At 59.4% G+C, this 13,611-nt stretch carries 13 protein-coding genes; 3 read left to right on the top strand and 10 right to left on the bottom strand.

Annotated elements, in window-relative coordinates; translation table 11 throughout:
• Positions 1-79 precede the first annotated feature (79 nt).
• Together HNR03_RS03670 and HNR03_RS03665 are read left to right on the top strand one after the other, a co-directional pair.
• Positions 80-1,012 carry a lipid A biosynthesis lauroyl acyltransferase gene (locus HNR03_RS03670; RefSeq protein WP_259150936.1) on the top strand — a complete coding sequence of 311 codons (933 nt, stop codon included), beginning with the start codon at positions 80-82 and terminating at the stop codon, positions 1,010-1,012.
• A gap of 35 nt (positions 1,013-1,047) precedes the next feature.
• Positions 1,048-2,220: a patatin-like phospholipase family protein gene (locus HNR03_RS03665; protein WP_259150935.1), complete on the top strand. Its 1,173-nt coding sequence runs from the start codon at positions 1,048-1,050 to the stop codon at positions 2,218-2,220.
• A gap of 116 nt (positions 2,221-2,336) precedes the next feature.
• Here HNR03_RS03665 and HNR03_RS03660 read toward each other — a convergent pair whose 3' ends face one another.
• The 8 genes from HNR03_RS03660 to puuE form a co-directional block, all read right to left on the bottom strand.
• Positions 2,337-3,122 (bottom strand): outer membrane protein OmpK, encoded by a 786-nt coding sequence (locus tag HNR03_RS03660; protein WP_259150934.1) that lies wholly within the window; start codon positions 3,120-3,122, stop codon positions 2,337-2,339.
• A gap of 376 nt (positions 3,123-3,498) precedes the next feature.
• Positions 3,499-4,284, bottom strand: coding sequence for an outer membrane protein OmpK (locus HNR03_RS03655; RefSeq protein WP_259150933.1), 786 nt, complete (start codon positions 4,282-4,284; stop codon positions 3,499-3,501).
• 160 nt (positions 4,285-4,444) lie between these two features.
• Positions 4,445-5,803 (bottom strand): nucleobase:cation symporter-2 family protein, encoded by a 1,359-nt coding sequence (locus HNR03_RS03650; RefSeq protein ID WP_259150932.1) that lies wholly within the window; start codon positions 5,801-5,803, stop codon positions 4,445-4,447.
• A 139-nt stretch (positions 5,804-5,942) separates the two neighbouring features.
• Complete coding sequence (locus HNR03_RS03645; RefSeq protein WP_259150931.1) at positions 5,943-7,244, bottom strand: urate hydroxylase PuuD; 1,302 nt, start codon at positions 7,242-7,244, stop codon at positions 5,943-5,945.
• Positions 7,245-7,294: 50 nt separating this feature from the next.
• Positions 7,295-7,798, bottom strand: a complete 504-nt coding sequence (locus tag HNR03_RS03640) for an ureidoglycolate lyase (protein ID WP_007988150.1) — start codon at positions 7,796-7,798, stop codon at positions 7,295-7,297.
• A gap of 143 nt (positions 7,799-7,941) precedes the next feature.
• On the bottom strand, positions 7,942-8,937 hold the full coding sequence (gene alc, locus HNR03_RS03635) for an allantoicase (protein WP_059404692.1): 996 nt from the start codon (positions 8,935-8,937) through the stop codon (positions 7,942-7,944).
• A gap of 90 nt (positions 8,938-9,027) precedes the next feature.
• A complete protein-coding gene (gene uraD, locus HNR03_RS03630) occupies positions 9,028-9,543 on the bottom strand; it encodes a 2-oxo-4-hydroxy-4-carboxy-5-ureidoimidazoline decarboxylase (protein WP_222585355.1) in 516 nt (171 codons plus the stop codon).
• A complete protein-coding gene (gene puuE / locus HNR03_RS03625; RefSeq protein ID WP_259150928.1) occupies positions 9,540-10,466 on the bottom strand; it encodes an allantoinase PuuE in 927 nt (308 codons plus the stop codon). Before puuE ends, uraD begins: the two co-directional genes overlap by 4 nt.
• A gap of 418 nt (positions 10,467-10,884) precedes the next feature.
• On the opposite strand from puuE, the gene uraH reads away from it, so the two are divergent.
• The gene (gene uraH / locus HNR03_RS03620) at positions 10,885-11,238 is read left to right on the top strand and encodes a hydroxyisourate hydrolase (RefSeq protein ID WP_010456673.1); all 354 of its coding nucleotides are present in this window, start codon (positions 10,885-10,887) and stop codon (positions 11,236-11,238) included.
• Between the two features lie 198 nt (positions 11,239-11,436).
• Here the strand turns inward: uraH and HNR03_RS03615 are convergent, their stop codons facing one another.
• Together HNR03_RS03615 and HNR03_RS03610 are read right to left on the bottom strand one after the other, a co-directional pair.
• Positions 11,437-12,063, bottom strand: coding sequence for a LysE family translocator (locus HNR03_RS03615; RefSeq protein WP_222585357.1), 627 nt, complete (start codon positions 12,061-12,063; stop codon positions 11,437-11,439).
• A gap of 78 nt (positions 12,064-12,141) precedes the next feature.
• Positions 12,142-13,491, bottom strand: coding sequence for an NCS2 family permease (locus HNR03_RS03610; protein ID WP_222585358.1), 1,350 nt, complete (start codon positions 13,489-13,491; stop codon positions 12,142-12,144).
• Positions 13,492-13,611 lie beyond the last annotated feature (120 nt).

Genomic DNA, 13,611 nt, shown 5'->3' with positions numbered 1-13,611 from the left:
TTATAACGAGAACGCCCGCAAGCCGCAAGCCGGGTCGAACGATGTAGAATGCGCGGCCATTGTCTTTCCGGAACATTTAATGGATCGCCCGCGTTTTCGAAAAACATTTCTTATGCCGCGTTTCTGGCCGCTGTGGTGTGGCTTGGGGCTGTTGTGGCTGATTGTTCAGTTGCCGTATCCGGTGTTGCTGTTTATCGGTCGCCTGCTGGGCGCATTGATGTATCGGGTGGCGGGCGACCGACGGCGCATTGCCAAACGCAATCTGGAACTGTGTTTTCCTGAAAAGTCCGCTGCCGAACGCAAGCGCCTGCTCAAGGAAAACTTTGCCTCCACCGGCATCGCCTTCTTTGAGATGGCCATGAGCTGGTGGTGGTCGCGCCAGCGTCTGGCAAAGCTGGCCCATGTCGAAGGGCTGGAGCATCTGACAAAGGCGCACAGTGAAGGCAAGGGCGTGATCCTGATGGCGGTGCATTTCACCACGCTGGAAATCGGCGCGGCGCTGCTGGGGCAGCAGCACACCATCGACGGCATGTACCGCGAACACAAGAATCCGCTGTTCGACTACATCCAGCGCCGTGGCCGCGAGCGCCACAACCTTGATTCGCTGGCGGTGGAGCGCGACGACGTGCGTGGCATGCTCAAGCTGCTGCGATCCGGTCGGGCGATCTGGTACGCGCCGGACCAGGACTATGGCGCCAAGCAAAGCATTTTCGTGCCGTTTTTCGGGATCCAGGCGGCGACCGTCACCGCCACCAGCAAATTTGCGCGATTGGGCAAGGCACTTGTCGTGCCGTTCACCCAGCGCCGCCTGGCCGATGGCAGCGGTTATCGACTGGTGATCCATGCACCGCTCGAAGGGTTTCCCGGCGAGACTGAAGAGGCCGATTGCATTCGTATCAACCAGTGGGTCGAAGGTGCGTTGCGCGAATGTCCGGAGCAATATCTCTGGGCCCATCGGCGCTTCAAGAGCCGTCCGCCGGGCGAGCCGAAGCTGTATAAAAAGCGCGGTTGAGTCACCGATTCCCTTAAGCGCCATGGAGTGTTGCGATGAGTCCTGCTGAACCGGTTACAGGGTTGATTCTTTCCGGCGGCGGGGCTCGGGCGGCTTATCAGGTGGGCGTGCTGGCGGCGATTGCCGAGATACTGCCGATGGGCGCGGCGAATCCGTTTCCGGTGATCGTCGGCACTTCGGCGGGGGCGATCAATGCGGTCAGCCTGGCCAGCGGGGCGATGGATTTTCGCGGGGCGATCGAGCGCCTGACCGCTTTCTGGCAGGGCTTTCGCAGTCATCTGGTGTTGCGCAGTGACTGGCCCGGCGTGATCAGCCAGGCCACCCGGTTTGTCAGCCACAGTTTGCTGGGGCTCGGGGCGCCGGTGCCGGTGGCGTTGCTCAACAGTTCACCGCTGCGTGGTTTGCTCAACGACAAACTGCACATGAGCGGCATCGCCGAGGCCATCGCGCAAAAGCAGTTGCACGCGGTTGCCGTCACGGCGTTCGGTTACGAGTCCGGACAGGCCGTCACGTTCTATCAAGGCGGCGGGACTATCGACGCCTGGTTGCGTCATCGACGCATCGGCATTCCCACCCAACTCAGCGTCGAGCACTTGCTGGCCAGCTCAGCGATTCCGCTGTTGTTCGCCCCCGTGAAAATCGGCGAGGAGTATTTCGGCGATGGCGCGGTTCGCCAATCCGCACCGATCAGTCCAGCGCTGCACCTGGGCGCGAGCCGAGTGCTGGTGGTGGGCGTCAGCGGTAACCCGCGCGGTGTCGACCCGGAGCAGCCGCTGCAACGCGCCTATACGGGGCAGCAACCGTCCCTGGCGCAGATCGGTGCGCACATGCTCAACAGTACGTTCATTGACAGCCTGGAAAGTGACATCGAGTTGCTGCAGCGTCTGAATCAGTTCAGTCACCTGCTGCCCGATGGCACGCCGACCCGTGCGCTGGGTGTGGCGCCGGTAGACGTGTTGGTGATTTCGCCAAGTCAGCCAATCGACGAGATTGCGGCGCGGCATCGGCAGGAGTTGCCGGCGGCGTTGCGCCTGTTTCTGCGTGGGCCGGGTGCAACCAAAACCAGCGGGGCGGGGGTGTTGAGCTATTTGCTGTTCGAGGCGGGATATTGCAGCGAATTGATTGACCTGGGGCGCCGGGATGCGTTGGCCAAGACGACAGAGCTATGCCGGTTTCTCGGGTTGGCGGAGCCTGTGGCTTTGGCTTGAGATTGGCGGTGCGGCCATCGCTAGCAGGCTAACTCCCACAGTGGATCTTCAGTGTCACTCAGATCACCTGTGGGAGCGAGCCTGCTCGCGATGGCGTCCTTGCAGACGCCGCCGGATCAGAAGTGGAACTTCACCAGGAAGCTCGTCACGTTCTGATTGGTGGTGAATGCACGGGTATCGTCGATCCCGTACTTGTCTTTCCAGTAGTCGTACTCAACGCCGACATACAGCTGCTTCGCGCCGATATTCAGCGCTTTGCCCAAGTCGTATTTGACCTGTGGGTTGAAGTGCAGGTTGGCGTGGTATTCGCCTTTGTTATTGACGTCGTTGTCCATCACCCAGTCCATGTAACCATCGATCAGGATGCTCGAGTCGCCGACCGGAATGGTGTAGGACCACACGGGTGTGACCTGCCAGACGTTGTCACCCGGGCGCGAACCGTCGGTGTGGCGCTGGTAGAAGTTCAGCTGGAAGTAGTCGAACCCGGGAATCGCCAGGTCGAAACCCGGACCGATCAGGTAAGACTCGACATCGCCTTCACCAAACTCGTACGTCATGGCCAGCAATACGTCTTTGATCGGGCCGAATTCGATCTTCTGGTCGAGTACTTTGCCCATGGAAATACGTGGCTGGAATTCACCGTAGTAGGTGTTCGAGCCGACGTTATGGTCCGCGGCACCGTTGTAGAAGATCTTGTCGACGAAGAAGAAGTTATCCCCGTATTTCCAGGCGTCGGCATGCTCGAAGGTGACCGTTTGCTGGATGGCCGGGTTGACCTTGAAGTCCTTGCCATACAAGTAGGTCAGGCTGTTGTTCTGCCATTGCAGCAAGTCGCCAGCCATTGCCTGGCCCCCGGCCAGTAACGAACCCGCGAGCATCAGGCTGGTGCACGTACGTTTCATTCGGTTGCTCCCAAAAAGAAGGTGGTTCCACGTTATTTTTCTAAGGTCGGCGCTCTGGTGTGGCGCCTTTTTCTTTAGCTGTAAAAAATTATCCATCCGGTCAGCTTTAGTGCTGTTAGCAAGAGCTGCGCCAAGGCTTTCGATAAGCAAAAAAACTCCCGCTCGGCTGCTCAAGAACAGTCGATTGAGAGGGGTTTTGGAGGGCCTTGGTACCGTCCAGAGCCTGGGTAAGTTGGCTTTCTGGTCAGGAATTAAATCCGGGCTTTTTTTTAACGCGGATTCAGGCGGCCGCGGAGAATACTGACTCCTTGGCCAGGTCTCAAGTGCCCCGCAACAGCGCACCGACGACAGGTTTGGAGCACGGTTGCGGGCCATCTTAAAAGTGCACCTTCACCAGCAGGCTGGTGGTGTTCTCATTGGTGTCGAGGCGGGCGCTGTTTTCGATGCCGTATTTGTCTTTCCAGTAGCTGTACTCGACGCCGACGTACACCTGTTTCTCTCGCCAGCCCAGGGCTTTGCCCAGGTCGTACTTGATCTGCGGATTGAAGTGCAGGTTGGCGTGGTAGGTGCCCTGTGAGTTCTGGTCGTTATCCACGACCCAGTCGATGTAACCGTCGATCAACAGGTTCGAGTTGCCCAATGGCAGGGTGTAGGACCAGGCCGGCGTGATCTGCCAGACATCGTCGCCGGGACGCGAGCCTTCGGTCTGGCGATAGTAGAAGTTCAAGGTGAAAAAGTTGAAGCCCGGTACCGCGAGGTCGAAACCGGGGCCGATCAGATAGGCCTCGGTGTCGTCTTCGCCATTTTCGTAGGTCATGGCCAGCAGCACGTCCTTGATCGGGCCGAATTCGAAACGGCGGTCGAGGATTTTGCCGAAAGACAGGCGCGGACTGAACTCGCCATAATAGGCGTGAACGCCTTTGTTCCGGTCTTTCTCGCCGTTGTAGTAAGTGCTGTCGAGGAACAGGAAGTTGTCGCCGTACTTCCAGCGGTCGGCGTGTTCAAAGGTGATCGTCTGCTGGATCGACGGGTTGACCGCAAAGTCCTTGCCATACAGATAGCTCAGGCTGTTGGTCTGCCACAGCAGCAAATCGCCGGCCATGGCCTGACTGGCGGCCAATAGACCGCCGCCTAACAGCATGTTTGTCTGTGTTCGAATCATCTGTTGCTCCCTCTTGTTTTTATTGTTTGAGGCACAGGCAGCCCTGACCTGTGGGAGCGGGCTTGCTCGCGAAAGCGGTGTGTCAGTCAACAAAGATGTTGAGGCTGATGGCCCCTTCGCGGGCAAGCCCGCTCCCACAGGTTTCTGTGGCGCTGGTGGGTTAGTGCGGGTGAGCGGGGCAGTCGTTGATGGCCGCGCGTTCTTTACCGCCGAGGATGTTGAACAGCAGGTTCAGCGACAGCGCACTCAAGGTCGCCATGGCGATGCCGCTGTGTGTGATCGGACTCATCCACAACGGCAAGTGGGCGAAGAATTCCGGTCGCACCACCGGAATCAGTCCCATGCCGATGCTCACCGCCACCAGCAACTGGTTGCGACGGTCACCGATGTCGGCTTCCTGAAGGATCTTGATGCCGGTGGCAGCGACCATGCCGAACATCGCAATCGCTGCGCCGCCCAGCACCGCTGGCGGAATCGACGCCACCAGAAACGCCGCTTTGGGCAGCAGGCTCAATACCACCAGCAAACCACCGGCAACGATGGTCACCGAGCGGCAGCGCACGCCGGTCATCTGCACCAGGCCAATGTTCTGGGCGAAAGAGGAGTGGGTGAAGGTGTTGAAGAAACCGGCGACAAACGAGGCGCCGGCATCGCACAGCAAGCCGCGACGCAGCATCCGTGGGCAGACTTCCTGACCGGTGATTTTGCCCAGGGCAAGGAACATCCCGGTGGACTCGACGAAGATGATCACCACCACCAGGCACATGGACAGGATCGGTGCGAGTTCGAATTTTGGCATGCCGAAGTGCAACGGGGTGACGATCTGCAGCCATGGCGCCTGGGCCATGCCGCTCAGGTCGACCATGCCGATCAGCCCGCAGACCACGTAGCCCAGGCACATGCCGATCAGCACGGAAATGTTGACCCAGAAACCGCGCATGAAACGGTGTACCAACAGAATGGTGGCCAGCACCAACGCGGCGATGGCCAGGTAAACCGGTGAACCGAATTGAGCCGCGCCAGCGCCACCACCGGCCCAGTTGACGGCCACGGGGAACAGCGACAAACCGATCGAGGTGATTACGGTGCCTGTCACCAGGGGCGGGAAGAAGCGTACGACTTTGGACATGAAGGGCGCGATGATCATGCCGAAGAAACCGGCGTCGATGGTCGCCCCGAAGATCCCTTGCAGACCGATACCCGGCATGCCGGCCATGGCGACCATGCTGCCCACCGCGGCGAAACTGGCGCCCATCATCACCGGCATGCGAATGCCCATCGGGCCGATGCCCAGCGACTGCACGATGGTGGCGATCCCGGCTACCAGCAGGTCGGCATTGATCAGAAAGGCGATTTCTTCGCGGTTCAGGCCGGCGGCCTGTCCGATGATCAGAGGCACTGCGATGGCGCCGCCGTACATCAGCAGAACGTGTTGCAGGCCAACCAGAATCAGTTGCAAAAGGGGCAATCGCTGAATAGCGGGTGCGTCGGGGATGCGCGCTTCGGATAGCTCGGACATGCAACACCTCGGATCTTTTTTATTCTTGTGATTTTGTGCGTCAGGTTGACCGCGGCGCGGCCAATCGCGGGCAAGCCCGCTCCCACAGGGAAAACCTGAATCCTGTGGGAGCTGGCTTGCCTGCGATGCTTTTCAACGGTTAGTTGGTTTGAGCTCCCTGAACAATCCAGGCACCGATCAGGTCACGTTCCTGCTGGGTCATCTGGGTGATGTTGCCCAGTGGCATGATCTGGCTGGTAACGGCTTGCGCCTGGATGCGTGGTGCGTTCTGGCGGATCTGCTCGGGGGTGTCGAACATCACGCCGGCCGGTGCGGCACTGAACAGCGGGCTGGTCGGTTTGGCCGAGTGACACACTGCGCAACGTTCCTGAATCACGCTGTGCACCTTGTCGAACGCCGGACCCTGGTTCGACGCCTGGGCCGGTGCGGCAGCCTGAGCTGCAGGTTTTGCGGCTTCAGGTTTGGCGCCACCACCGAGAGCGGTTTCCGGCAGCGGCTGGTACTCGATGGCGCCAGGCGCCTTGGCCACTTCAGGTGCGCTGGACATCGGCGCCGGACCTGTCACGTAAGCCAGGCAGATCATGCCGACCGCTGCCACCGGCAACGTCCAGGCAAACTTGTGGCTGTCATGACGGGTGTTGAAGTAGTGACGCACCAACACCGCCAGCACCGCGATCCCGGCCAGGATCAGCCAGTTGTATTGGCTGCCGTAAGTGCTCGGGAAGTGGTTGCTGATCATGATGAACAGCACGGGCAAGGTGAAGTAGTTGTTGTGCCGCGAACGCAACAGTCCTTTGGCCGGCAGCGCCGGATCGGGCGTGCGGTTCTCGGCAATCGCTGCCACCAGTGCGCGCTGCGCCGGCATGATGATGCGGAACACGTTACCGACCATGATGGTGCCGATGATCGCGCCGACGTGCAGGTACGCACCGCGACCGCTGAACACTTTGCTGAAGCCGTAAGCGGCGCCAATGGTCAGCACGAACAGGATTGCACCGAGAAGGGCAGGGCGTTTGCCCAGGGCCGAGTCGCAGAGGAAGGAGTAGATGAACCAGCCGATGAACAACGAGCCGATACCGATGGCCACGCCTTCAGGACCGCTCAGGGTGCTGCCGGGTGCCAGCAGATACAGCGTCGGGTTGGAGTAAAACACCACGCACAGCAGCGCAATGCCTGACATCCAGGTGAAGTAGGCTTCCCATTTGAACCAGTGCAGGTTGTCCGGCATGGTCGGTGGGGCCAGTTTGTATTTTTCCAGGTGGTAGATACCGCCGCCGTGGATCGCCCACAAATCGCCGGCCAGACCGCTTTTCGGGTTGACCCGATTGAGGTTGTTTTCCAGCCAGACGAAATAGAACGACGCACCGATCCAGGCCACGCCAGTAATCATGTGAACCCAGCGCACGCTCAGGTTCAGCCATTCCAACAGATGTGCTTCCACAGTCTTTACCTCTCGCCTGTCACTCTGTTGTCGAGTGATCAGACCTTCTCTTATTGGTGGGGGGCGAGGATCAAACGCTCATCCTCTTTGAAAAAATGCTCATCGCAGTTGTTGCCTGTGCCACTGCGATCAACCACCAGGAAGTCATCCCGCTTTTCGATCGTCAGCACCGGATGGTGCCAAACGCCGCGATGGTAATTAATGCCCTGCCTGCCGTTGGTGACGAAGGCGCGGACCAAGCCTGATACAGGTTCATCGCCAAGTGGCGCGACCACGATCAGAAAGGGGTTGCCGAGCAGCGGAATGAAGGCCTGGCTGCCCAGCGGGTGACGCTCCAGCATGCTGACGGTCAGCGGCATGTCCTGCGCATCGGCGCGGAAGATGCTGATGATCGCCTTGTCTTCTGGCGTGGCGGTTTCCACCGTCGCCAGTTTGTGAAAGCGCATGGTCGAACCGTTGTTGATCATGAAGTGATCGCTGCCGTCGGTTTCGATCACGTCACCGAAAGGGGCGAAGGCTTCTTTGGTCAGCGGTTCAATCGTCAGTGTGCGCATGCTGTTCTTTTCCGAATTCTGTGTTGTTGATCGTTCCCACGCTCTGCGTGGGAATGCAGCCCGTGACGCTCCGCGTCACATCCAAAGCGGACGCAGAGCGTCCAGTGATGCATTCCCACGCGGAGCGTGGGAACGATCGGATGTTACTTCGCGACCTTGCCAAGAACGCGCAGGCGACTCACACCTCCGTCCGGGAACACGTTCAGGCGGATGTGGGTGATCGGGCCCAGGGCTTTGATCTGCTCGGCGAAGGTGTGTTCGGCGTGCATTTCCAGTTTCTGCGCCGGCAGCAATTCGCGCCAGAACAGCGATTGGGTTTCGATCTGGCTGTCGGTGCCGCCCTTCACGAAGGCGCCCTGGATCGAGCAGGTATCCGGGTAGTTGCCTTTGAAGTGCAGGGTGTCGACGATGACTTTTTCGATCTCGCCAGCATGACCCAGCGCGACGATTACCCAGTCATTGCCCGGGGTACGACGACGTGCAGTTTCCCAGCCGTCGCCCATGTTGATGCCGCGGCCCGGGTTGAGGATGTTGCTCATGCGACCGAAGTGTTCGTCGGAGCAGGCGAGGGCGCGGCCACCGTTGAGGGCGGCGGCCAGGTCGACTTGCTCGTTGTCACCGACAGCGGACCAGTCGCGGAACGGAATGCCGTAGACGCGCAGACGGGCCACGCCACCATCCGGGTAGATGTTGAAGCGCAAGTGGCTGAAGGCCTGGTCATTGCTGATTTCGTGGTAGTGGTGGCTGTTGCCTTGCAGCTCGACAGCGGACAGCACCTCAGTCCACTGGGTGTTGTCGTCCGGTTCGCCCGAGGCCAGGAAGCACGCTTCCAGGGAGGCCGACGGCGGGAAGTTGCCGGTGAAGAATGAAGTGTCGATGTCCACGCCTTTGATAGAACCTGGTACGCCCAGGCGGATCACGGCGCTGTCGTAGCCTTCAAAGCGCTTGCGGCGCGATTCCCAGCCGTCCATCCACTTGCCGTTGTCATCGAACACGCCTTCTTTCCACACAGCCGGAGTCGGCTGGAACAGGCGGTTGGCATCAGCGAACCAGTCATCGGTGACCGAAATGATCTTGGTGCCCAGGCGGGCGTCGGCCAGGTTGACGAACTTCTCGAAAGGTACGGCGTAAGCTTTCATTCTTCTTGTCTGCCTTTAATAAGTTGGCTTGGGATGCTTGCCAGGCCCTGGGTGTTTCTTCGCGTTTAAGAACACTCGGGCGAGGCTTGCTTATAGGGTCAGTAATCGGAACAGGGCGATCTTGTTGATCTGCGCCAGCGCACATTTGAATTCGGTATCTGCCGAGTTGTGAATGCGCGTTTCGAACGCCGCGAGGATCTGATGCCGGTTGCTGCCTTTTACCGCCATGATGAAGGGAAACTTGAACTTGGCCTTGTAGGCATCGTTCAGCTCGGTGAAGCGAGAAAACTCTTCGGCCGTGCATTGGTGAATACCGGCGCCAGCTTGTTCATTGGTGCTGGCTTCGGTCAGTTGGCCCTGGACGGCGGCTTTGCCGGCCAGGTCCGGGTGAGCGTTGATCAGGGCCAGTTGGCTTTCGTGATCAGCGCTCAACAGGATGTCGCTCATGCGCTGGTGCAAGGTTTCGATCTCGTCGATCGAGGCGTCCTGGCCCAGGTCGAAAGCCTTTTCGGCTACCCATGGCGAATGTTCGTAGATGTCGGCGAAGGCTTTGACGAACGCGTCGCGGCTCAGGGTCGAGGGTTTCAGTGTTTGAAAGGTGCTCATTGGGCAGCCCCTTGGTACGGGTGGGTTTCGTGCCAGTGGCGCGCGATGTCGACACGGCGGCTGAACCACACCTGTTCATGACTTTTAGCGTATTCGATAAAGCGCTTGAGCGAGGCCAGGCGCGCCGGACGGCCGATCAGGCGGCAGTGCAGGCCGATCGACAACATCTTCGGCGCTTCGGCGCCTTCGGCGTACAGCACGTCGAAGGCGTCTTTGAGGTATTCGAAGAAATCGTCGCCCTTGTTGAAACCCTGGACCTGGGTGAAGCGCATGTCGTTGGTGTCCAGGGTGTACGGGATCACCAGGTGCGGTTTGCCGGTCGGGTTGTTGGGTTCCCAGTAGGGCAGGTCGTCGTCGTAGGTGTCGCAGTCATAGAGGAAACCGCCTTCTTCCATCACCAGTCGACGAGTGTTCGGACCGGTGCGGCCGGTGTACCAGCCCAGCGGGCGTTCGCCGGTGAGTTCGGTGAGGATGCGGATCGCTTCGAGCATGTGCTCGCGTTCCTGCGCCTCGTCCATGTACTGGTAATCGATCCAGCGATAGCCGTGGCTGCAGATCTCGTGGCCGGCCTCGACCATTGCGCGGATCACATCCGGGTGGCGCTGGGCGGCCATGGCCACGGCGAAGATGGTCAGCGGAATGTCGAATTCCTTGAACAGTTTCAGAATCCGCCAAACGCCGGCACGGCTGCCATACTCGTACAAGGATTCCATGCTCATGTTGCGCGCGCCTTGCAGCGGCTGCGCCGAAACCATTTCCGAGAGGAAGGCTTCAGACTCTTTATCGCCGTGCAGGATGTTGCGCTCGCCGCCTTCCTCGTAATTGAGTACGAACGACAAGGCGATGCGGGCATTGCCCGGCCAGTGGGGGTGAGGAGGGTTACTGCCGTAACCGATCAGGTCGCGTGGGTAGTCAGCGCTCACTGCAGTCTTCCTTCTTATTCGTTGACAGGTTGTGTGGCGGCCTGGCGATGAGATGACAGGCTGGTGTCACAGCGATGGGCTGATTGTATACAACTTTATATTCACTTTGTAAGCCTGAATTTTTGCATTTTTGATGAACTGTCATCTCTTCATGCTATTGCAAGAAACTTGCCCAGTTGGTCAGGTAATGGATAGGAGGTCCGCTGAGGGTATGGTTTTGCGTCAGATTCACCTTGAAATCGTGGATGGCGGGACTGGCTGCAAAAATGTCGTTTTTATTGTGTACAATTTTTTTGAAAAGTGTCTTAATCAGTCGCTCGCCGCAGCGTTTCGTGCTCCGAATCGGTGCGGTCTCCTTTCAACTGACTTCGGGAGGCGCGAGGCCTGACTGCTCTTTGCAGGCGGGCGCGCAGAATCAATGGGACGTTTGACTACACACGTTTTGGACGCTGCACACGGTTGCCCGGGCAGCTCGATCAAGGTCGAGTTGTACCGCGTTGAAGGCTCGCAGCTGGAATTGGTCGCCAGCGCGATCACCAACAGCGACGGCCGTGTCGATGCGCCGCTGCTGCAGGGCGATGACTACCGTTCCGGGGTCTATCAGGTTCAGTTTCATGCGGGCGATTACTACCGCGCCCGTGGCGTTCAGCTCCCGGAGCCGGCGTTCCTGGATGTGGTGGTGCTGCGTTTTGGCATCTCTGCCGAGCAGGATCACTACCATGTACCGCTGCTGATTTCGCCATACAGCTATTCCACGTACCGCGGCAGCTGATCCCCCAAGCAGCTGCCTCAACCTGGAAGCGACTGCGCATATAGCTTCTTTGGTCTTTCGCCCGCTCACACTGCGGGCTTTTTTTTGCCTGCTGGAAAGTCAAAGGATCGCAGCCTCGTTTCACTCGACAGCTCCTACAGGGGAATGCGTCTCCATGTAGGAGCTGTCGAGTGAAACGAGGCTGCGATCTTTTGCTCTTTAACGGCTCAACAGCGACGCAGCGCCGGCACCACTGAACAACCCGGCACTCACCCGGTTAAACCAGCTCTGGCCCTTGCCGCTGCGCAAATACCGCGCCGCACCATGAGCCCCCAGCCCATAAGCCAATTTGCACAGCAGATCGAGCACGGTCCAGGTCGCAATCATCACCAGCAATTGCGGCAGGAACGGCTGCCCTGCATTCAAAAACTGTGGCAGGAAAGCGGCGAAGAACAGGATGTCTTTCGGGTTGCTCGCACCCAGCACGAACGCGCGCCCGAACAGTGCGCGAAAGCGTGGCACTGGCGCAGCCTGGGGCACTTGAGCGCCCACCGATGGCTGGCGCGATTGCTGCCAGCTCTGCCAGGCGAGGTAGAACAGGTACAACGCGCCGACGATTTTCAGGGCGCTGAACAACTGTTCCGACGCCAACAACAGCGCGCCCAGCCCTAACGCCGAGGCACTGAGCAAGCAGATCGAGGCAATCACGCCCCCCAGAAACGCCGGATATGAACGACGCAAGCCGTAATTCAGGCTGTTGCTGATCATCAGCAGGGACAGCGGCCCCGGGATCAGGATCACCACCAGCGCAGCGCCGCTGAACAGCAGCCAGGTTTCCAGACTCATCTCTTTCCTCCATTTGTGCAAAAGCCCCACCCGACGGGGTGAGGCTGTTTTGAATCCTGTTTTTGAAGCGTATGCGGCTTACAAGAAAACGAACTTGGCGATGAAGATCGCGCACAGCACCCACAGACTGACGGAAATTTCCTTGTGCTTACCGGTGAACGCCTTGAGCACCACATAAGTGATAAAGCCCAGTGCGATACCGTCGGCTACCGAGAAGGTCAGCGGCATCATGATCGCGGTCACGATCGCCGGAATGCTGTCCGTCGCTTCGTCCCATTCGATGTGCTTCATGCCGCCCATCATCAGCATCGCCACATAAATCAGCGCACCGGCGGTTGCGTAAGCGGGGATCATGCCAGCCAGCGGTGCGAAAAACATCGCCGCAATAAATAGCACACCTACGGTCACTGCGGTAAGACCAGTCCGACCACCCGCTGCCACACCGGCAGCACTTTCCACGTAGCTGGTGACTGGCGGCACACCGACCATTGCCCCGAAAACGCTGGACGCGCTGTCGGCTTTCATGGCGCGAGAAAGGTTTTCGATCCGGCCGTCAGCGTTCACCAGGTTGGCGCGCTGGGCGACGCCCATCAAGGTGCCGGCGGTGTCGAACATGTGCACGAAGAGGAACGCGAGCACCACGCTGATCATGCTGACGTTGAACACGCCGGCAATGTTCATGGCCATCCAGGTGGGCGCCAGGCTCGGCGGTGCCGACATGATGCCTTCGTAGTGGACAAGGCCCAGGCCCCAGCCCGCGAGGGTCACGGTGATGATGCTGATGAGGATCGCACCGAACACCTTGTGGTAGCTGAGCACGGCAATCATCAGGAAGCAGATGGCGGCGAGCAGCGGGCCGGGTTCGCGCAGGGAGCCGAGCTTGATCAAGGTCGCCGGGCTATCGACGACGATACCGGCGGTTTTCAGGCCGATCAGCCCGAGAAACAGACCCACGCCGGCGCCCATGGCGAAGCGCAAGCTCACCGGGATGCTGTTGAGCAACCATTCGCGAATCCGCGAAAAGGTCAGGATCATGAACAACACCCCGGAAACAAACACCGCGCCGAGGGCGGTTTCCCAGTTGTAGCCCATGGTGCCGACCACGGTGTAGGTGAAGAAAGCGTTCAAGCCCATGCCTGGCGCCAGGCCGACTGGCCAGTTGGCGTAGAGGCCCATCAGCAGGCAGCCCAATGCCGCGGCGATGCAGGTCGCGACGAACGCGGCACCGTGATCGATCCCCGCGTCAGCCATGATGTTGGGGTTGACGAAAATGATGTAGGCCATGGTGATGAAGGTTGTCAGACCGGCAATCAGCTCGGTCTTCACCGTGGTGCCATGCAAGGTGAGTTTGAAGATGCGCTCCAGCCAGCCATTGCGTAACGGCGGCGAGAGTTCCAGCGTCGGGGCTTCGGATTTGCGGCTTTCCACAGCGAGTACTCCTCAAGAGTTTTATTGTTATTTCCAGGGCCGGACCCATGAGGGTGGCGGCGGCCCTTTGAGGCACTTGCGAATTTGTTGACCGGTTGGTCAGGAACTCGCACGAAGTGG

The sequence above is a fragment of the Pseudomonas sp. JAI111 genome (genome assembly GCF_024809425.1).
GTDB lineage: Bacteria > Pseudomonadota > Gammaproteobacteria > Pseudomonadales > Pseudomonadaceae > Aquipseudomonas.
This window is presented reverse-complemented; position numbering and strand designations above follow the sequence as displayed.